Annotated in this window: 20 protein-coding genes; 9 read left to right on the top strand and 11 right to left on the bottom strand. The window is 45.2% G+C overall.

Translation table 11 applies throughout. From position 1 onward, the window contains the following. Positions 1-23 precede the first annotated feature (23 nt). Positions 24-1,070 (bottom strand): RluA family pseudouridine synthase, encoded by a 1,047-nt coding sequence (locus tag EPL05_RS13675; protein ID WP_128534530.1) that lies wholly within the window; start codon positions 1,068-1,070, stop codon positions 24-26. A gap of 125 nt (positions 1,071-1,195) precedes the next feature. Between EPL05_RS13675 and EPL05_RS13680 the strand changes: the two genes are divergently transcribed. From EPL05_RS13680 to EPL05_RS13690, 3 genes are all read left to right on the top strand, one after another. Next, entirely contained in the window at positions 1,196-2,083 is an 888-nt protein-coding gene (locus EPL05_RS13680) for a 1-aminocyclopropane-1-carboxylate deaminase/D-cysteine desulfhydrase (protein ID WP_128534531.1), read from the top strand. A 419-nt stretch (positions 2,084-2,502) separates the two neighbouring features. Next, complete coding sequence (lat, locus tag EPL05_RS13685) at positions 2,503-3,834, top strand: L-lysine 6-transaminase (RefSeq protein WP_128534532.1); 1,332 nt, start codon at positions 2,503-2,505, stop codon at positions 3,832-3,834. A gap of 201 nt (positions 3,835-4,035) precedes the next feature. Further along, a complete protein-coding gene (locus EPL05_RS13690) occupies positions 4,036-4,482 on the top strand; it encodes a hypothetical protein (protein ID WP_128534533.1) in 447 nt (148 codons plus the stop codon). A 115-nt stretch (positions 4,483-4,597) separates the two neighbouring features. Here the strand turns inward: EPL05_RS13690 and bshB1 are convergent, their stop codons facing one another. Genes bshB1 through EPL05_RS13705 form a run of 3 tightly spaced genes read right to left on the bottom strand, consistent with a single transcriptional unit; the run spans position 4,598 to position 6,460 of the window. Beyond that, positions 4,598-5,326 carry a bacillithiol biosynthesis deacetylase BshB1 gene (gene bshB1 / locus EPL05_RS13695; protein ID WP_128534534.1) on the bottom strand — a complete coding sequence of 243 codons (729 nt, stop codon included), beginning with the start codon at positions 5,324-5,326 and terminating at the stop codon, positions 4,598-4,600. 13 nt (positions 5,327-5,339) lie between these two features. Next, the gene (locus tag EPL05_RS13700) at positions 5,340-5,843 is read right to left on the bottom strand and encodes a glutathione peroxidase (RefSeq protein WP_128534535.1); all 504 of its coding nucleotides are present in this window, start codon (positions 5,841-5,843) and stop codon (positions 5,340-5,342) included. After that, positions 5,843-6,460 carry a DUF4294 domain-containing protein gene (locus EPL05_RS13705; RefSeq protein ID WP_128534536.1) on the bottom strand — a complete coding sequence of 206 codons (618 nt, stop codon included), beginning with the start codon at positions 6,458-6,460 and terminating at the stop codon, positions 5,843-5,845. Before EPL05_RS13705 ends, EPL05_RS13700 begins: the two co-directional genes overlap by 1 nt. Positions 6,461-6,570: 110 nt before the next feature. Between EPL05_RS13705 and EPL05_RS13710 the strand changes: the two genes are divergently transcribed. The 4 genes from EPL05_RS13710 to EPL05_RS13725 all read left to right on the top strand — a co-directional run bounded on the left by EPL05_RS13710 (position 6,571) and on the right by EPL05_RS13725 (position 12,160). Further along, the gene (locus tag EPL05_RS13710; protein ID WP_128534537.1) at positions 6,571-8,793 is read left to right on the top strand and encodes a RelA/SpoT family protein; all 2,223 of its coding nucleotides are present in this window, start codon (positions 6,571-6,573) and stop codon (positions 8,791-8,793) included. A gap of 137 nt (positions 8,794-8,930) precedes the next feature. Then, on the top strand, positions 8,931-9,401 hold the full coding sequence (locus EPL05_RS13715; RefSeq protein ID WP_128534538.1) for a Fur family transcriptional regulator: 471 nt from the start codon (positions 8,931-8,933) through the stop codon (positions 9,399-9,401). 53 nt (positions 9,402-9,454) lie between these two features. Further along, a complete protein-coding gene (locus EPL05_RS13720) occupies positions 9,455-10,732 on the top strand; it encodes an adenylosuccinate synthase (RefSeq protein ID WP_128534539.1) in 1,278 nt (425 codons plus the stop codon). A gap of 138 nt (positions 10,733-10,870) precedes the next feature. Beyond that, positions 10,871-12,160 (top strand): anthranilate synthase component I family protein, encoded by a 1,290-nt coding sequence (locus tag EPL05_RS13725; RefSeq protein WP_317127890.1) that lies wholly within the window; start codon positions 10,871-10,873, stop codon positions 12,158-12,160. Here EPL05_RS13725 and EPL05_RS13730 read toward each other — a convergent pair. The 5 genes from EPL05_RS13730 to EPL05_RS13750 all read right to left on the bottom strand — a co-directional run bounded on the left by EPL05_RS13730 (position 12,114) and on the right by EPL05_RS13750 (position 15,845). Next, entirely contained in the window at positions 12,114-12,857 is a 744-nt protein-coding gene (locus tag EPL05_RS13730) for a YqjF family protein (protein ID WP_128534540.1), read from the bottom strand. The genes EPL05_RS13725 and EPL05_RS13730 overlap by 47 nt on opposite strands. A 186-nt stretch (positions 12,858-13,043) precedes the next feature. Beyond that, positions 13,044-13,850 carry a M48 family metallopeptidase gene (locus tag EPL05_RS13735; protein WP_128534541.1) on the bottom strand — a complete coding sequence of 269 codons (807 nt, stop codon included), beginning with the start codon at positions 13,848-13,850 and terminating at the stop codon, positions 13,044-13,046. Positions 13,851-13,856: 6 nt separating this feature from the next. Then, entirely contained in the window at positions 13,857-14,507 is a 651-nt protein-coding gene (gene plsY / locus EPL05_RS13740) for a glycerol-3-phosphate 1-O-acyltransferase PlsY (protein ID WP_128534542.1), read from the bottom strand. A 48-nt stretch (positions 14,508-14,555) separates the two neighbouring features. Then, positions 14,556-15,404, bottom strand: coding sequence for a carboxylating nicotinate-nucleotide diphosphorylase (nadC, locus tag EPL05_RS13745; protein ID WP_128534543.1), 849 nt, complete (start codon positions 15,402-15,404; stop codon positions 14,556-14,558). Positions 15,405-15,449: 45 nt separating this feature from the next. Further along, positions 15,450-15,845, bottom strand: coding sequence for a DUF4783 domain-containing protein (locus EPL05_RS13750; RefSeq protein ID WP_128534544.1), 396 nt, complete (start codon positions 15,843-15,845; stop codon positions 15,450-15,452). Positions 15,846-15,906: 61 nt separating this feature from the next. Between EPL05_RS13750 and gpmI the strand changes: the two genes are divergently transcribed. Next, entirely contained in the window at positions 15,907-17,460 is a 1,554-nt protein-coding gene (gene gpmI / locus EPL05_RS13755; RefSeq protein WP_128534545.1) for a 2,3-bisphosphoglycerate-independent phosphoglycerate mutase, read from the top strand. Then, a complete protein-coding gene (locus tag EPL05_RS13760) occupies positions 17,447-17,998 on the top strand; it encodes a hypothetical protein (RefSeq protein WP_128534546.1) in 552 nt (183 codons plus the stop codon). Before gpmI ends, EPL05_RS13760 begins: the two co-directional genes overlap by 14 nt. Here the strand turns inward: EPL05_RS13760 and EPL05_RS13765 are convergent, their stop codons facing one another. Together EPL05_RS13765 and EPL05_RS13770 are read right to left on the bottom strand one after the other, a co-directional pair. After that, the gene (locus tag EPL05_RS13765; protein ID WP_128534547.1) at positions 17,999-18,622 is read right to left on the bottom strand and encodes a tetratricopeptide repeat protein; all 624 of its coding nucleotides are present in this window, start codon (positions 18,620-18,622) and stop codon (positions 17,999-18,001) included. It abuts the gene before it with no gap. A gap of 105 nt (positions 18,623-18,727) precedes the next feature. Beyond that, on the bottom strand, positions 18,728-19,072 hold the full coding sequence (locus EPL05_RS13770; protein WP_128534548.1) for an ORF6N domain-containing protein: 345 nt from the start codon (positions 19,070-19,072) through the stop codon (positions 18,728-18,730). Between the last annotated feature and the right edge of the window lie 51 nt (positions 19,073-19,123).

Consider the following 19,123-nt stretch of genomic DNA (forward strand, 5'->3'; position numbering starts at 1 on the left):
TAATGCAGCTTTTTTCTCATATCTCAATTCTCATTTCTAATATCTGTTGCGCTGTACTTGCGCCACTTTTCTAAAACAGTTTCAAAATCAAGCGGTAAGGGTGCTTCAAAATAAATATCTTTTTTTAGGGAGGGCTGCAAAAAGCCCAGCGACTGCGCATGTAAGGCCTGCCGCGGCATTATCTCGAAACAATTTTCTACAAACTGGCGGTATTTGCTAAACACCGTTCCCTTTAAAATTTTATCACCGCCGTACATGGCATCGCTAAACAAGGGATGCCCTATGTGCCGCATATGCGCGCGGATCTGGTGCGTACGGCCGGTTTCCAGCTTGCATTCTATCAGGGTGACATAACCCATGCGTTCCAGCACTTTGTAGTGTGTAACGGCCCATTTGCCCTTCTCCGGATCATCGTAGATGGACATTACGCGGCGGTCGTTTACACTGCGGCCAATATAACCAGTCACGGTGCCGTCCTCCGCAATATCTCCCCATGCCAGTGCAAGGTATCTGCGATTGATGGTATGATCGTAAAATTGCTTGGCCAGGTAATTCATGCTGCGCTCATTCTTGCTGATGAGTAGCAGGCCCGATGTATCTTTATCAATGCGATGCACCAATCCCGGGCGGCCATCGTTCCCCGGCAGGGTTGGTAATTGCTGAAAATGGTATACCAGCGCGTTCACCAGCGTGCCGGTATAGTTATTATAGCCAGGATGCACCACCATGCCGGCTTCCTTATTCACAATAAGCACGTCGTTATCTTCGTAAACAATATTGATGGGCAGGTTTTCGGGGTAAACTTTGGTATCGCGTGGCGGGTGTGGCAGCACAACGGAGATCACGTCCATTGGTTTAACCTTGTAGCTGGCCTTGACAGGCTTATCGTTTAGGAGCACATTACCCGCTTCGATAGCATTCTGGATGCGATTGCGCGACGCGTTCTCCACGCGGTGCATTAAAAATTTATCAATCCGCAACAGCGATTGCCCCTTATCAACCACCACGCGCAAGTGTTCAAACAAATCCTGCTCGTCGCTTTCTAATAATTGGGTGTCCTCTATCGCCATGGCGCAAAAGTAAGAAAAAACAAACCAAGCCCCCTAACCCCCTGAAGGGGGATTTTTCAATCTCGCAAATCAAAAGCTCTCCCTTCAGGGGGCTGGGGGGCTACTTTTTTGTATTTTCGCCCTCCATGAGCATCCACCTCGATATCTATAGCCCTATCCAGCAAATTCATGATGAATTATTTGCCGCAAAAGGAATCGAGGTTTTTATCAAACGCGATGATATGATTCATCCTCTTATATCGGGCAATAAATGGCGTAAGCTTAAATATATACTACAAAAAGCGCGGGATGAGGCCAAAACCCAACTGGTAACCTTTGGCGGCGCGTACTCCAATCATTTGCTGGCCACCGCAGCAGTAGCGGCTAAATTCGGCTTCAACTCCACTGGTTTTGTGCGGGGCGAGGAAGTGCAGAACGATACCCTTTTTATGTGCCGCCTGCATGGCATGCAAATAATTTTCACCGACAGGGACAGCTACCGCGATAAACCCGCCTTATTTACTCAATATTTCGGAGGCGATATTAACGCCTTTTTTATAGACGAGGGTGGAGCCTCCACCGAGGCAGCTAAAGGCTGTAGCGAACTGATTGGCGAACTTACCGAACCCTACCAGCACATCTTCTGTGCCTGCGGAACCGGCACCACCGCGGCGGGTTTGATAAACGGCATCGTGCAGCACCATTTAAACACCCGTTTTAACGCCATCTCCGTTTTTAAGAATGGTGGTTTTATAAAGGTCGAGATTGACAAATACCTAAGTTCGCCGGTTGATTACGATCTGCACCTCCACTACCACTTCTGCGGATATGCCAAAACCACGCCGGACCTAATTGGTTTTATTAAACAATTTGTCGGCAAAACAGGGATTTTGATTGAGCCTGTTTATACTGCCAAGATGATGTATGCTATATATGATCTGGCTGCAAAAGATCACTTCCAACCCGGCAGTCGTATCCTTGCCATCCACACCGGCGGGTTGTTGGGTTTATTGGGAATGAGGGAGAAGTTTTAGGCTTTGGATGTGCAAATATGCAGATGAAAATCCGAACATCTCCTTGCATACTGCCTAACCAAGACAAATTGTGTGGTGGGTCATGGTGAGCCTGTCGAACCATAGCGGGCTGGCCAACCGCCCGTCCTTCGACAAGCTCAGAATGACCCTACGCTCTTTGTCATTTCACCGTTCAGAGGCTCGCGGATTTAAAGGTTGCAAACACTATATAGCGAATCTCATAAAAACATCAATTTTCGGAGTAAAAAATCTGCACATCTGCATATTTTCACATCCGCACATGCTATACTAATCGCCATTCCAGTACAAAAACTATGTTTAGCTAATTTAAAGTTACTTTTTCGTCAATCGGTTCAAAAACCTTTAAATTATTGTTATTTAGCCCTTTTTGTTAGATTTGTTAAAACTAAATTATACTTATGAGCCAACTACAAATCACCCCTCAGAACGTACAGGCTACTCTCAGCAAACATATTCTTGCCGATGGTTTCGACCTTACTTTTGATATGGAAAAAAGCCAGGGCGTCCACATCTACGATGCCAAAAACAAGCGTACCCTGCTGGATTTTTTTACCTGTTTTGCATCTGTGCCCTTAGGTTATAACCACCCCAAAATGTTGGGCGACGAAACTTTTAAAAAGAACCTGATGCTGGCGGCCCTAACTAACCCGTCCAACTCAGACATCTATACCGAGCAATACGCGCAGTTTGTAGATACATTTGGTCGTGTAGGCATCCCCGACTACCTGCCACATGCCTTTTTTATTGCCGGGGGTAGTTTGGCTATTGAGAACGCCCTTAAAGTAGCTATGGACTGGAAGGTGCAAAAGAACTTTGCCAAGGGCCATACGCAGGAAAAAGGCCATAAGGTTTTACACTTCGAGAACGCCTTTCACGGCCGCTCGGGTTATACTTTAAGCTTAACCAACACCCAGCCCGTAAAAACCAAATGGTTCGCTAAGTTTGATTGGCCGAGGGTATCGCTGCCCGAGATCCATTTCCCGCTGAATGAGAATAATATTGTTGACCTGGCCGCCCGCGAGGCCAGATCTATAGCCGAGATCCGCACCGCCTTTGCTAATAACCCGGACGATATCTGCGCCATCATCATCGAACCTATCCTGTCCGAAGGTGGCGATAAGCACGTGCGCCAGGAGTTTTTGGAGCAATTACGGCAAATTGGCGACGAGTACGAAGCCATGCTGATCTACGATGAAGTGCAAACCGGTGTAGGGCTAAGCGGCAAGTTTTGGCTGCACCAGCACTTTGGCGAAAAAGCCCGACCGGATATCGTAGCCTTTGGTAAAAAAATGCAGGTTTGCGGCATACTGGTAAGTAACCGGGTAGACGAGATAGAAGGTAACGTTTTCAAGATCTCATCGCGTATCAACTCCACTTGGGGTGGCAGTTTGGTGGATATGGTTCGTTCGGCAAAAATTATGGAAATTATTGAAGAGGACGGATTATGCGCCAAGGCAGCCGAAACTGGTACCTACCTGCAAAACGGACTACAAAAAATAGCGGATAAAAGCGGCCTGGTTACTAACGTACGCGGCAAGGGTTTACTAACCGCGTTTGATTTTCCGGATGCTGCCTCCCGTGGTGCATTTATTGATAAGGGACTGGAAAACAACATCATGTACCTCGGTTGCGGCGATCGCACTATCCGTTTCCGCCCGGCACTTATCATCGAAAAAGAACACATAGACGAGGGTTTATATAACATCGAAAAAATATTGCCCTCCCTATAATATCAATGTAATAATATCGCTACAGGCGCCTGTTTTGTTAAGAACAGGCGCTTTTTTTGTTTGGAATATACTATAATCGCACTTTAACGTTATTATATATATTATTAACTATTATATAATGCGTACACGAACACGCAATTTATTTAACGCATTGTAACACATTAACTTATATTAATATCAAAACAAGAGTACTATTTTAGAATGAACAGACACATTGAAAAATTAAAAAAACAACTGGTGGAGATTGCCGAAGTTGTTAATTCTTTCCAGTCTGAAGCCGTACAAGTAAGAGTTGTAGACAGGCTATTAGACGAGATTATGGAAATAGAGAGGGTGGAAACGGAAGGATCAGAAATTTTCAATAAGAGGGGCCGTAAGCCCAGGGGTGAAAATGACGACGAACAAAGCCTTACCGTACAAAGGCGTAAAAAACCGGGTGCCACCAAGGTACTGAACCAATTGCTTTCGAGCGATTTCTTCAGGACACCGCACTCGATATCCTCCATTGCCGAATATTGCAAAGACAAGTTCGACTCGGATTTCAAAACTTCAGAGCTATCGGGCATCCTGCTAAAGCTTGCCAAAGAGAACAAACTGAAGCGCGAAAGAAGCAACGAACACAACCGCTTTGAATACGTAGGCGTTTAAAAAAACAAATAAGGCCGTTCAGTAATGAGCGGCCTTATTTGTGTTGTTCATAGTTCATAGTGGCAAACAAATAAATCCGAAATCGAACATCCGAAATCCGAAATCAACCACCTTCTTACCTCAACTCCTTCAAATTATCCACCCCCAATATCTTCCTGGATGTAAAACCTTCGGCGTATTTGGCGTTGATGCTTTTACCGAACTCTCGCCCGCGGCCGTTTATCTGCTCAATAAAATCGGGCGATGAAATGTAGGTTTGCGGCTCGTCCTCATTATAATCGGGGTTGTGGAACTGCGAGGCGTAAGCGTAAACGCTGGCTATCTTTTTCTCCCAATATTCGGTAACATCTACCAAAATATCCGGCTTAATGTAGCGGTCCTGTATAAAGTGCAGCACCTGGCCCGGGCGCCATGGCTCTTGCGGCTGGCCATCGGCACCAAGCGTTTCTATCCGGCGCAGGCCTGCTAAAAATGAAGCGGCCTCTACCAGTTCATTGGCGCGGCCATGATCGGGGTGGCGGTCGTGGTAGGCATTGGTTATAACAATATCGGGCTGGTATTTGCGTATAGCGGCTATCACTTTTAACTGGTATTCTTTGCTGTTCTCAAAAAAGCCATCGGGCAGTTCCAGGTTTTCGCGAACGGTTAAACCTAAAATTTCTGCGGCTTTAGCGGCTTCCTGGTCGCGAATTTCTGCGGTGCCGCGGGTGCCCAGTTCGCCGCGGGTAAGGTCGGCAATGCCAACTTTGTGGCCAAGGGCAATGTGTTTCAGTATCACGCCGGCACAACCAAGTTCGGCGTCGTCCGGGTGTACCGGCAAAACTAATATGTCTAATTTCGGCATAAAATTATTCTAATTATTGATCAGCCACAGCTAACAGGCGCTGGATCTTTTTCCTGATCTTGGAGGAAGTTGGGCTGGTGAACGGAAAAAAGTAATCAACAACCGCGCCATCCCTGTTTATTAAATACTTGTGAAAGTTCCAGCGGGGAACGGAGTTAAGCACGCCGTTCTCTTTCTTCTCGCTCAAAAATTTGTAAAGTGGGTCGGCATATGGGCCGCGTACCCTTATCTTATCAAACACCGGGAAATTTTTACCGTAATTGCTGCAAAAGGTGGCAATGGCCTGCCCTTCTAAAGGTTCCTGTCCGCCAAAATCGTTAGATGGGAAGGCAAGGATATCAAACCCCTGCGGCGCAAATTCGGTTTTTAACGCAACCAGGTCTTTCAGCTGTGGTGTAAAACCACATTCCGACGCGATGTTTACAATCAGCAGTATTTTGTCTTTATAGTCGCTCAGGCTGATAGGCTCGCCATCTAACGCGTTAACGTTAAACCCGTAAATATTTTTGTTGTCCATTAATTATAGCTGGGATTGTAGCCCGCGGTTTGTAGTATCGATTCGATATCCCGCTGCTCCTCTCGGTCGTAAGTTTCCTTCAGGTCGTGCCCAAAAATTTTCGCTACCGATTGTATCACAAAGGCGTTAAAGCCGCCTTTAAGTTCCTTAACCATGGCGTAACTGGTGTTACCCGTTTCGCGGTTAATGAGTTTTATCAATACCTCGCCCTGTGTAATGGTGAGGTCTTTAATTTGTTTATTAAAAATGTCTTTGATCTCGGTTTCGCAAGCCTTCATTAACGCTTTCTGCTGTTTTTTATCGGCAGTTAAAGCTAAATCGCGCTGTAGTTGACGATAGCGCTTGCCCGCAAACTGCGCGTAAGGCAACACTTTCATTACGTTATATCGTAAACGGTAAAAATTTGCTCTGTCCTGCGCGCTTGCAAAAATACGGGTATCTACAATGCGTACCTCGGGCGTAACTATCCAGGGCACCAATTCGCCATCAAGCTTTGTCATCAGCGTTTTGATGGTATCATTTTTGCCAAGTATAACCGGCGGGGCAGTTTTCTCTACCTGCGCCTTTAAAGCGCCACATAAGCAACAAAATACAAGCAGAGAAGCAATAATTTTCATATTTTTACTTGAACACAAAATTAACGCATTTTATTCCATTATTTTATAACAACCGGCAATAATAAATATTGTTGCAAGTTGGTGATATTATATAGTACTTACGCTGACACATGAAAGATTTAGTGATTGACCTGGAAGCCGAGAAAACGGAAATACTAAAACGTTACCGTGCGTTGTTGCGTGCAAGTAAATCTACCCTGCAAAAGGGCGATAAACGCATGATACGCAAGGCGTTTGATATGGCGCTGGAAAGCCACAAAGATATGCGCCGTAAAAGCGGCGAGCCTTATATATACCACCCTATTGCCGTGGCCCAGATAGCCGCCGAAGAGATAGGCCTGGGTACCACATCCATTGTATGTGCGCTGCTGCACGATGTGGTGGAAGATACTGATGTTACCCTGGAGGATATAGAGCTGGAATTTGGTAAAAAAGTGGCCAAAATTATTGATGGTTTAACTAAAATATCGGGCGTATTTGATACTAATAGCTCGCTGCAAGCAGAGAACTTTAGGAAAATGCTGCTTACCCTTGCCGATGATGTAAGGGTGATACTGATAAAACTGGCCGACAGGCTGCACAATATGCGTACAATGGAGTTTATGCCGCGCGATAAGCAGCTGAAACTCTCCTCAGAAACCGTATACCTGTATGCACCGCTGGCACACCGGCTGGGGCTTTATGCCATAAAGTCAGAATTGGAAGATCTCTCCATGAAATACATGGAGCGCGATATGTACTCGTTCATCAAAGCTAAATTGAACGAGAAAAAGACCGAGCGCGAAAAATTCATCCGCGATTTTGTGGAGCCGGTAAAAAAAGTGGTATCAGACCAGGATCTGCACGCTGATATCTTCGGCAGGCCAAAATCTATCCACTCCATCTGGAACAAGATGAAAAAGAAATCGATCCCCTTTGAGGAGGTGTACGATCTTTTTGCCATCCGGATCATCTTAGACAGTACGCCCGAAAGCGAAAAAGCGGATTGCTGGAAGGCTTATTCTATTATTACCGACCTGTATCGCCCCAACCCCGACAGGCTGCGCGATTGGATCTCTTCGCCAAAAGCAAACGGATACGAAAGCTTGCACACCACCGTAATGGGTCCACGCGGGCAATGGGTAGAGGTGCAGATCCGTACCAAACGGATGAACGAAATTGCCGAAAAAGGTTTCGCGGCGCACTGGAAGTATAAAGAATCATCTACCGATAGCGGCCTGGACCAATGGGTACAAAAGGTACGCGATATGCTAAAAAACCCCGACTCCAACGCGCTGGACTTTTTGGATGATTTTAAGATGAACCTCTTTAGCGACGAGATCTTCATCTTCACCCCCAAGGGCGCTTTAATACAACTACCCCTGAGTGCTACCGCGCTTGATTTTGCTTTTGAGATTCACACCGATGTGGGCGCCACCTGTATTGGCGCCAAGGTGAACCATAAGCTGGTACCGCTAAGCTATAAACTGCAAAACGGCGACCAGGTGGAGATCATCACCTCGGGCAAGCAAACGCCTAAGGAGGATTGGTTGAGTATTGTGGTTACGGCTAAGGCTAAAGCCAAAATAAAATCGGCCTTAAAAGAAGAAAAACGCAAAGTAGCCGAGGATGGTAAGGAAATACTGGAGCGTAAACTAAAATCCCTAAAGATCACTTACAACTCCGAAAATATTCATAAGCTGAGCTACTTTTTTAAGCTTGCCTCAACCCAGGACCTGTTCTACAATGTAGCAAAGGGCCTGATAGATATGAAGGACCTGAAAGAATACCAGGCATCCGAAAAAGTTATTGAGAACAAACCGCAGGATAAGATTGAGAACGAGCAACTGCAAAGCCTGGTACGCAACATAAAAACTAAGGATAGCGATGTACTGCTTTTTGGCGAGGACCTGCAAAAGATAGATTACAAGTTGAGCAACTGTTGTAACCCTATCCCGGGTGATGATGTATTTGGCTTTGTAACCGTGAGCGACGGCATCAAGATCCACCGCACCAACTGCCCTAATGCTGCCAAACTGATGGCCAATTATGGCTACCGTATTGTGAAAGCCAAATGGACCAAACAACTGGAACTGGCCTTTTTAACCGGGATGCGCATCCGTGGTATTGACGAGGTTGGGTTGATCAACAAGCTCACCACGGTGATATCAAACGATTTTAAGGTGAACATCCGCTCTATTACGGTAGATAGTGACAATGGTATTTTTGAAGGATCGATAATGATTTACGTGAATGATACCGAGCATTTGAACAACCTTACCAAAGAGATATTGCAGATTAAAGGCATTACGTCGGTAGAACGGTTTGATTCGGCGATAGAGAAAGCGTCTTAAAAGCGAGAATCAAAAGATAAGAAGCAAGAAACAAGAGATTTGATTGGGAGCGATGTCTTGATTCCTGGCTCTTGATCTTGTTTCTTATCGTTACTTTATATTTTTTATTAATACCTTTGGAGGGTTAATTTAACATTATGCCTGTACAGGAAACCATTGCATTGGTAAAGAAGATTTTTGAGGCTTACCTCGAAAACAAGAGCCTCAGGAAAACACCCGAGCGTTTTGCCATACTGGAGGAGATCTACTCCCGCAGCGACCATTTTGATGTGGAGAGTTTATACATCCACATGAAGAACAAAAAATACCGCGTAAGCCGCGCCACGGTATACAACACTTTAGAACTTTTAGTATCGTGCGATTTGGTTACCAAACACCAGTTCGGCAAAAACATGGCTCAGTTCGAGAAATCGTACGGCTATAAACAGCACGACCATATCATCTGCATCGATTGTGGTAAGGTGGTAGAGTTTTGCGATCCGCGCATTCAGCAGATACAAAGCATGATGGGCGATATTTTAAAGTTTGAAATTAAGCACCACTCGCTGAACCTATACGGTAACTGCGAAAAACTGCGCGCGGGCTTCTGCGACAGGAGAGCGCAATAAACTGTATCCCTAATAGAATCATTTTAAGAATTATTACGAAAAGAAATTAATTAATGGCTGTTGACGTATTATTAGGCCTCCAATGGGGCGATGAAGGTAAAGGTAAAATTGTTGATGTACTAAGTGCAGGTTACGACCTCATAGCCCGTTTCCAGGGCGGCCCTAATGCAGGGCATACCTTAGAGTTTGAAGGCAAAAAGTTTGTTTTAAATACCATCCCTTCGGGTATATTTTTTGATAACACCATGAACCTGATAGGTAATGGTGTGGTTATAGACCCCATCACGCTTAAAAAGGAAATTGATAAGCTGAAAGATGCCGGGCACGACCTGCTGGCTAAAAAGAATTTAATGATCGCCAAAAAGGCGCACCTGATATTACCTACCCACCAATTACTTGATGCCGCTTCTGAAAAGAAAATGGGCGATGGCAAAATTGGGTCTACCCTAAAAGGTATCGGCCCAACTTATATGGATAAAACCGGCCGCAACGGTTTACGTATCGGCGATATCACCCTGCCCGATTTTAAAGAGCGCTACCAAAAGCTGGTTGATAAGCATACCTCTATGCTGCAAGCCATGTACGGCGAAGTAGCCGATTTTAGCGAGCGTGAGGCTCTGTTTTTTGAAGCGATAGAGTTCATTAAACAATTCCCACTGGTGGATAGCGAGCACTTGGTGAACAATTACATTAAGGACGGCAAAAAAGTACTGGCAGAAGGCGCACAAGGCGCTATGCTGGATATCGACTTCGGTTCTTACCCGTTTGTTACCTCGTCGAATACTACCGCCGCAGGCGCTTGTACCGGTTTGGGTATTGCCCCAAGCCAGATTGGCGATGTGATAGGTATTTTTAAAGCTTATTGCACCCGTGTAGGCGGCGGCCCCTTCCCTACGGAACTGAATGACGAAACCGGCGAAGAACTGCGCCGTATAGGCCACGAATTTGGCGCAACTACAGGCAGACCACGCCGTACTGGCTGGATAGACCTGCCTGCCCTCAAGTATGCCATTATGCTGAACGGTGTTACCCAATTGGTAATGACCAAGGCTGATGTGTTGAGTGGTTTCGATAAAATTTACGCTTGTACCCATTACAATTACTTAGGCGAACAGATAGACTACATGCCGTATGATATTTGCTCAGTAGACGCGCACCCGGTTCTGAAAGAAATTGACGGCTGGAATGAAGACCTTACCGGCATTACCGAATTGAACGAGATCCCTGAGAAACTGCAAAACTACATTGATTACCTGGAAGCCGAACTGGGCGTACCTGTAAAATGGCTATCTGTAGGACCAGACAGAAAGCAAACTTTGGTATTGCACTAAAAATTGGTGGTGAGACACCTCCAATGGGAGAAAAATACTAACACCCCATTTCCGGTGTCCTCACCGGAACGCTTAATAAATTTCAAGAGGCTCCAATAATCGGAGCCTTTTTCTTTTCCTGTTATTTATCTTTGCCTTGTGATATTCGAGCCCACCGACGTACAACTTTTCAAACAAAAAGCACTTGCCTGGGCAAATACTTTCGACACGATGTGTTATCTCGACAGCAACAACTACGCCGACCCTTACGGTAAATTTGACGCGTTAATTTTCGTTGGAATAAAGCAAGATATCGACCCAAAAAACGGTGAAAATTTCGAAAAACTCGCAAATTTTCGTAAGGAAAACCACGGTTTTATCACCGGTTTTATCGGATACGATCTCAAGAACGAGGTAGAGAATTTATCGTCCCACAACACGGACGGGCTGCACTTCCCCGAGCTTTATTTTTTTGCGCCCGAGATCGTTATTACCATCAATAAAAACAAGGTAGAGATAATTGGGGAGAATGAAGCGGAGGTCTATCAAAAGGTGGAGAGATTCAAACCCGTGGAAAGTTCAGGATCGGCACCACCGTCGGTAGATCTTCAATCCCGTTTCAGCAAAGCGGAATACAGCAATGCGGTAGAAAAAATAAAGGCTCACATTGTGCGCGGCGATATTTACGTAACCAATTTTTGCCAGGAGTTTTACGCGGAGAGTGCAGAAATAGATCCGCTTAGCATCTTCAACAAGTTAAACAGATCCTCACCCAACCCCTTCTCCTCGTTTTTTAAATGGAAGGGCAATTATATTATCTGCGCCTCGCCCGAAAGGTTTTTAGCCAAACGTGGTAATCAACTCATCTCCCAACCAATAAAAGGCACAGCACGGCGGGATGATGACAGCATTGTAGATCAGCATATTAAGACCGAACTCCGTAACCACCCCAAAGAGTTACAGGAAAATGTAATGATAGTAGACCTCGTGCGCAACGACCTTACCCATTCTGCAAAACCCGGCACGGTTAAAACCGCCGAGCTATTTGGCATCCATAGCTTTAAGCAGGTACACCAGATGGTATCAACCGTGCTATGCGAGATAAGGGACGATATGAGCCCCGTAGAGGCCGTTAAAAACACTTTCCCTATGGGTAGCATGACTGGTGCCCCCAAAATAAGCGCAATGAAACTGATGGAACAGTACGAGCGCAGTAAGCGCGGCGTATATTCCGGTGCAATAGGTTATTTTAGCCCGGATGATGATTTTGATTTTAACGTGGTGATCCGCACGCTGCTATACAACTCTGCCGAAAAATACTTATCCTTCCACGTAGGCAGCGCCATCACCTACCACGCCGACCCGGAAAGGGAGTACGAGGAATGCCTGCTAAAGGCAAAAGCTATTTTGGGAGTGCTGGAGGTACCACCAACTTATCCCCTATCCTAACCGCTATATCTGACCCATTTGCCCAAAAAGCCGAGAATGGTTTCACAGAAAGATAGGGCACAAATTCCTCGCCGTATAGCTCGGCTATATCCGCATCAAAAATATAATCATTTACTTCGGCTACCTGCCAGGCAATGTGCTCTACCTGGTACTGCATGGTTTTATAATCGTTGAGGCGGTTATAGCCCCAGTAATGCTCAAAAATAAATTCTTCGGGGCTGCCAGGTTCTATTTTAACCAGGGCGTTGCGTACCGCAGCACCAAGCTTATTCCAACGGCCTTTTACCTTCCACTCGTATAAAAATCGGGTGTGGTTAGGGCCTTCTTTAGTGATAGAATGCCGCATGGGAAAACAGCTGTAGTGCTCTTTATACAACGTATTGGCAATTACCGTAATTAGTCTTTTAGGCACTATCTCGCTTACAAAAACGGCTCCGCGTTTCCACTCCTTACCATCAAAATGCCGCACGTAAAAACGCAGGTTCACCTCTTCAAAATTTACATGGAAAGGCCATTTAATACCCAGAACACGGGTTTCCTTAAATAGAAAGCCTACCATGCTCACCAAAGCTTTGCCCTCCCAGAGGTCTATTTCCGTGCCTGCAGGCAGATAGGGTTTTAGTATCTCAGGTGGCACCTCGTAGTTCAGCATCACCAGGTTTTTCCATTGAGCGGTAAGAAAGCGGGATTTAGACATATCGACACGAATTTCACTGATGAAAACTAATTTCACGAATTAAAAATCAAACACTTTTAACCACCAATTTGTGCTTACCCGCGCTAAATAAAAAAAGGCACTCAGAAATAAATCTTTATGCCTTTGTTCTTTGAATTAAGCCGATCCACTTCGTGTAGATCGCCTAATTCGTGAAATTCGTGTTTATTATTTCCCTTTATAATACTTCATTGCTTCGGGTATTAAACTTTGCAGGTTAGCAATACGGGTAGCATCAGATGGGTGGGTGCTTAAAAACTCGGGCGGGCTACCACCTTTGTTTTGGGCCGCCATGCGTTGCCAAAAAGCAACTGCCTGGCGCGGGTCGTAACCGGCCATGGCCATAAAGGTTAGCCCTAAACGGTCAGCTTCTGATTCCTGCCCTCTCGAATATTTCAACAAAGCTAACTGGCCACCTACGCCGTATAGCTGCCCTATAATAGCCTGCGTTGCTGCAGATTTATTACCAGTAGCTGCACCAACTGCGGTACCACCGGCTTGCAATGCCAACTGTTGCGACATACGTTCTGCAGAGTGGCGGGCAATGGCATGGCCAATTTCGTGGCCCATAACTACGGCTAAACCCGCGTCTGTTTGCGCAACCGGCAATAAGCCGCTATAAACGGCAACCTTACCACCCGGCATACACCATGCGTTTATCTCGGGGCTTTGTATCAGGTTAAATTCCCATGCAAAGCTGTACTGGTTGGCATAGCCATTGGCGTTTAAATACTTTTCAATGGCAATGGCTAACTGGCCGCCAATGCGCTTAACACGCTGGGCATCGGTGCCGCTGGTAACAACTTTTGTAGCTGGGCTCGATAATAATTCTTTGTAGCTGGCAGCCGCGGCAGGGTTTATCTGGTCATCGCTAACCAATGACAATTGCGAGCGGCCGGTAAGCGGCACAGTAGAACATGAGTAAAACGTAAATGCTGCAATAACAGCAATCAGTAAGGGTCTAAGTGTTTTCATGGTAATTTAGGCGGTTGATTTTTTCTTGAATAAATTAACTTTCGACTCTTTACCTCTTAATAATCGTTCTATATTTTTTTGATGGGTAACTAAAATCAGCAAAAATATACACATCCCATAAATAACGACCGATTTAATAGTCACCGGGAATATAAATGTTACGCCGATGGGATATATAAAACCTGCCGAAATTGATGCTAATGACACATATTGCGTTAACAGCAACACCACTAAAAAAACAAGCACACAAAGTAAAGATGCCTGTAGGTTAATAGCCAATATCATTCCAAAAAGCGTGGCCACGCCTTTACCACCTCTAAACCCCGCGAAAATAGGGAACAAGTGGCCCATAACGGCTGCTACACCCAAAGCAAGCGAATAATTGGTAAAAGCCACGGAATGGTAAGCGCCGGTAGTAGATACACCTATGATGTAGGCCAGGTTGGTGGCCGTCCATCCTTTAAGGATATCCAGCAGCATCACCGGGATGCCCGCCTTTTTACCTAAAACCCTGAATGTGTTGGTGGCGCCTGCGTTTCCGCTGCCATATTCCCTAACATCAATGTTGTAAAAGGCCTGCCCTATCCATACAGCCGTAGGGATAGAACCGAAACAATAAGCAAGAATAAGCGCTAAAATGGAGTAGATTGATAGCATCTGCCTGCAATAATATTAAATTGATGTTATATACCGCAATATATTCATTTATAATTTAACAGCTTTCAAACTTAGGTCTAAACTTTTTACCGAGTGTGTAAGCGCCCCAACTGACACGTAGTCTACACCGCAATCGGCATAATCGCGTATGTTATCGATAGTTATACCGCCCGAAGCTTCGGTAATGTACCGGCCTTCTATCATGCTAACAGCCTGTCGCAAACTGTCAAAATCAAAATTATCCAGCAAAATACGATTTACCTTGCCCGTTTGCAATACCTGTTCCAACTCGTCGAGGTTTCGTACCTCAATTTCAATGGCCAGTTTCTTGCCGGTTTGCTCTAAATAATGGTTAGCGTTCTCAATAGCCTGCCTTATACCGCCGGAGTAATCCACATGGTTATCCTTGATCAGGATCATGTCGTACAGCCCTATTCGGTGGTTTACACCGCCGCCAATGCGTACGGCCCATTTCTCCAGGTAACGTAATCCCGGGGTAGTTTTGCGGGTATCTAAAACTTTGGTATTAGTGCCTTGCAGCAGGTCTACAATTTCGTTGGTTTTGGTGGCTATGCCGCTCATGCGCTGCATACAGTTAAGCACCAGCCGTTCGGCTTTCAGGATGTTTTGGGCATCGCCGGATACAATGAAGGCAATATCTTTGGGTTTCACCTCGGCACCGTCATTCAAAAATACTTCCAGCTGCAAGTTGGGGTCAACCACTTCGAAGATCTCTTTGGCCAGTTCAACGCCCGCCAGTATCCCGGTATCTTTAACTAAAAGTTTCGCTTTTCCCTGTGTGCCGGCTTCAATAGTAGCTAAGGATGTATGGTCGCCATCGCCAACATCCTCACTTAAAGCATTTACTATAAATTGGTGTATAAATTGTTTGTCCAAACCTTTAAATTTTGAGTTTCAAAAGTAAGAACAATTGATGAGTAATTAGGTTTTTTCAGTTTCGATGCGAAGTTCAATCACCACCATTTCTTTTTCAACCTCCTTCATGGTGTAGGCAACACGGTACTTCCCTTTATCGGTATTAAGCAAAAGAACAGTGTAATTAAATGTGGCACTGGAATTTACGCGATGCAACACAGTGGCCGATAGCGGCTTGTTTTCTTTAAAGAATTTCTCGAGGATGAGCTCCGCCTGTGTTTTGGAGTACACGTTGGTATTCTCTAAAACGGTGATATCAATACTGGCCGCAAAAAATTTAGATAGTTCGTGCGCGTTCCCCTGCTTTATTAGGTCGGCTATTTTATCTATAGGGCCGGCTAAACAAACAGAAGGTACCAGGTAAAGGAGTACCAGGATGGGCAAATATTTTAGTTTCATCATATATATGACCAATAAACTAAAAAAAGGTTGCACAAAAAAATAAACCAGTTTTTAAATTATAATGTTTAAACGTTGCTTTTATATTTGCATTGTGGAAAACAGAAAAAAAGTTGCATTAATAATACTCGATGGCTGGGGTTACGGCCGCCAGGACGAATCGAACGCTATACTGGCCGCTAACACGCCATTTTTCGATTCGATGATAGCCAATTATCCAAATTCCAAACTGGAGGCCTCAGGACTTGCGGTGGGCCTTCCCGAAGGACAAATGGGCAACTCGGAAGTGGGGCACATGAATTTAGGCGCCGGCCGTGTAGTTTACCAGGAACTGGGCCGCATAAACAAAGCCGTTATTGATAACGAATTTGTACAGAACGAAACCCTGCTGGAAGCATTTAACTATGCTAAGGCTAACGATAAAGATGTACACCTGATAGGCCTGGTGAGCGATGGCGGCGTACATGCCCACATTAAACACGTAATAGGCCTGGTAGATGCCACCACACAATTAGGATTGGATAAAGTGTTTATACATGCCTTTTTGGATGGCCGCGATACCGACCCTAACTCCGGTTTGGCTTTTATAGATGAATTAAACCAACATATCGCTTCCACCCCTGCTCAATTAGCTTCGGCTATTGGACGCTACTATGCCATGGACCGCGATAACCGCTGGGAGCGCGTTAAAAAGGCGTACGACCTGATGGTGAACGGCGAAGGCGAGGCATCCCAGGATATCGTAGCTTCCATCCAAAAATCGTACGACGCGGGCGTTACCGATGAATTTGTACTGCCGATAGTTAAGGTTGATAACGATGGCAAACCCGTTGCCGTAATAAAAGAAGGCGATGTGGTGATCTGCTTCAACTTCCGTACAGACAGGGGCCGCGAAATTTCGCTGGCTCTTACGCAAAAAGCATTCCCGGAGTACAATATGCACCCGCTGAATGTGAAGTACGTAACCATGACCTCGTACGACGAAACCTTTAAAAACGTAAGCGTAGTTTTCCGTAAGGACGACCTGAGCCAAACTTTGGGCGAGGTTTTAGAAAGTGCCGGTAAAAACCAGATTCGCATAGCCGAAACAGAGAAATATCCACACGTAACATTCTTCTTCAGCGGTGGCCGCGAAAAGGAATTCATTAACGAGAAACGCTTATTAGCGCCATCGCCAAAAGTGGCTACTTACGATCTGCAGCCGGAAATGAATGCCGCTGGCATCCGCGATGCTATCATCCCCGAACTGATTGCCGAATGGCCCGATTTTGTTTGTTTGAACTTTGCCAATACCGATATGGTGGGCCATACCGGTGTATTCAGCGCCGTTGTTAAGGCTGCTGAAACTGCCGATGCCTGCACCAAAGCTGTAGTAGAAACGGGCCTGGCACATGGATACTCGTTCATCATCATTGCCGACCACGGTAACGCCGATTACATGATCAACGACGATGGATCGCCAAACACCGCGCATACCACCAACCTGGTGCCTTGCATTGTGATTGACAGCGATGTAAAAGCGGTAAAAGATGGCAAGCTGGGCGATATTGCGCCAACCATTTTAAGCATGATAGGCGTACCCATCCCCGCAGAAATGACTGGTAATGTATTGGTATAAACCCTTTTCAAAATATATCCTTTTTACAGGCGGCCTGCTGCTTTTATGCACATGGTACGCCTGTAAACCGGAAATTAAAGAAACCGGCGCCACGTTAAAATACTTCGATCTGAAGGAATTTTTTAAAACGGATTCGGTCCATTTGGTAAAACTGAACCCGAACATCAAAAAAACCGTTACCCACAACGGCGAAAGCGAAACTAAAACGGTTAAAATAGCCAACTGGGGGCAGGAGTTTGGCTTGTTCACCTCATCAGACATTAACAAACCCGCCTGGAAAGACAGCTACGCGGTAACAGAAAATACCGACAGCCTGATGTATAAAGCCAAATTCCCGGAACTGAAAACCCGTGAAATTGTGATCCATAAAAACAATGGAAAAGTAACGCGGCTGTACATCCTCAACAACATCCATAACCTGCTCTATACCACTACCGAAAAGCTACTTTATGTGCCCGGGGAGTACTATTTAATAGAGAAAGACCAAAAGGTAAAAGTGATGAGTGGAAATAATTACCTCATTAAAGGCGAGTTTTAATTAGTGCTTGCCGGTAGCGCTGGCCAGCTTCTCCTTAGAAACATCCAGCAGCGTAGAAATATCCGACCGACCGGGGTTTTCGGCCAATACCTTTTCCAAATCGGCAACCGAAGCGCGTAAAGAATTAATACCACGCACCTTATCGTAATTTTTCTGGCTGGAGATCAGCTTAAACATGCCGTATTCGCGGTAAGCTAATGCGCGGGTTTGGTAACTTTTTGTTTGCTGCGACGGATCTATGGCAATAGCCTTGGTGAGATCGAAGATAGCGCCAAGCAAGTATTTTTCCCGCTCATCAGGCGAGAGGAAACTATCCTTACCCAAATAGCCTTTGGCGCGTGCCCTGTAATAATAGGCAGTTGCGTCAACCGGGTTTATAAAAATTGCCTTTGAATAAGCGGCGATGGATTTTCGGTAGTTTTCGCTGTGATAGTAAGAGTAACCAAGCATCCAGTAAGCATTGGCGTTGGTAGAATCTATTAAACAGGCTTTCTCTAACTGTGCAACGGCAGCCTTAAAATTGCCATCCATAAAGGCTTGCTGGCCCATTTTCACATAGGCATTTTGTGCCGATGCCTCGAGCGAAGTAATTACAAAAAGAGAAATTATTGTTGCGAACCTCATTAAAAGCCTGCCTTGTGTAACGAATTTGTACTATAGTAACTTGCAATAGTATAAAATATTATACTAAGCGCGTACTTTTTGTTGGAAATAATGGGGAGTGACGGCTTAAAGGATATCGGGCTTGTAGCCTATCCTATTGCGTATTCTTGGTTCATCTTTTTTCTCTGTCAATTCACCCAGGTATTGAAACACAAGTTCCATATTTTTATCCTGGTTATCCAATTTGGTTTTTATCTTCTCAACATGCAAGCGCAGATCGGTATTATCAATAAACATTTGGCGGTTACATGTAAATATCCGCATCACCTGGATATTCACCTGTATAGTTTGCTTGCTGTTTAACACGCTTGATAACATTAAAACGCCGTGTTCGGTAAATGCGTAAGGCGGATATCTGCGACCGCCCCAACTTGAGGTCGCAAATTGCGACTTCAAACAGAAAATTTTCAACTGAAACTATATTCCTAAAAAGCATGACTTTTTTTCCACTATTCACCTCCT

The sequence above is a fragment of the Mucilaginibacter gilvus genome (assembly GCF_004054195.1).
Taxonomy (GTDB): domain Bacteria; phylum Bacteroidota; class Bacteroidia; order Sphingobacteriales; family Sphingobacteriaceae; genus Mucilaginibacter; species Mucilaginibacter gilvus.

Excerpts from the sequence above, each read along its gene's own strand:
- EPL05_RS13690 (WP_128534533.1), top strand. The coding sequence starts at position 4,036 with ATGAACAGACACATTGAAAAATTAAAAAAACAACTGGTGGAGATTGCC.
- bshB1 (WP_128534534.1), bottom strand. The coding sequence starts at position 5,326 with ATGCCGAAATTAGACATATTAGTTTTGCCGGTACACCCGGACGACGCC.
- EPL05_RS13735 (WP_128534541.1), bottom strand. The coding sequence starts at position 13,850 with ATGAAAACACTTAGACCCTTACTGATTGCTGTTATTGCAGCATTTACG.
- gpmI (WP_128534545.1), top strand. The coding sequence starts at position 15,907 with ATGTTTAAACGTTGCTTTTATATTTGCATTGTGGAAAACAGAAAAAAA.
- EPL05_RS13715 (WP_128534538.1), top strand. The coding sequence starts at position 8,931 with ATGCCTGTACAGGAAACCATTGCATTGGTAAAGAAGATTTTTGAGGCT.
- EPL05_RS13680 (WP_128534531.1), top strand. The coding sequence starts at position 1,196 with ATGAGCATCCACCTCGATATCTATAGCCCTATCCAGCAAATTCATGAT.
- EPL05_RS13700 (WP_128534535.1), bottom strand. The coding sequence starts at position 5,843 with ATGGACAACAAAAATATTTACGGGTTTAACGTTAACGCGTTAGATGGC.
- EPL05_RS13710 (WP_128534537.1), top strand. The coding sequence starts at position 6,571 with ATGAAAGATTTAGTGATTGACCTGGAAGCCGAGAAAACGGAAATACTA.
- EPL05_RS13720 (WP_128534539.1), top strand. The coding sequence starts at position 9,455 with ATGGCTGTTGACGTATTATTAGGCCTCCAATGGGGCGATGAAGGTAAA.
- plsY (WP_128534542.1), bottom strand. The coding sequence starts at position 14,507 with ATGCTATCAATCTACTCCATTTTAGCGCTTATTCTTGCTTATTGTTTC.
- EPL05_RS13760 (WP_128534546.1), top strand. The coding sequence starts at position 17,447 with ATGTATTGGTATAAACCCTTTTCAAAATATATCCTTTTTACAGGCGGC.
- EPL05_RS13705 (WP_128534536.1), bottom strand. The coding sequence starts at position 6,460 with ATGAAAATTATTGCTTCTCTGCTTGTATTTTGTTGCTTATGTGGCGCT.
- EPL05_RS13750 (WP_128534544.1), bottom strand. The coding sequence starts at position 15,845 with ATGATGAAACTAAAATATTTGCCCATCCTGGTACTCCTTTACCTGGTA.
- EPL05_RS13675 (WP_128534530.1), bottom strand. The coding sequence starts at position 1,070 with ATGGCGATAGAGGACACCCAATTATTAGAAAGCGACGAGCAGGATTTG.
- lat (WP_128534532.1), top strand. The coding sequence starts at position 2,503 with ATGAGCCAACTACAAATCACCCCTCAGAACGTACAGGCTACTCTCAGC.
- EPL05_RS13765 (WP_128534547.1), bottom strand. The coding sequence starts at position 18,622 with ATGAGGTTCGCAACAATAATTTCTCTTTTTGTAATTACTTCGCTCGAG.
- EPL05_RS13730 (WP_128534540.1), bottom strand. The coding sequence starts at position 12,857 with ATGTCTAAATCCCGCTTTCTTACCGCTCAATGGAAAAACCTGGTGATG.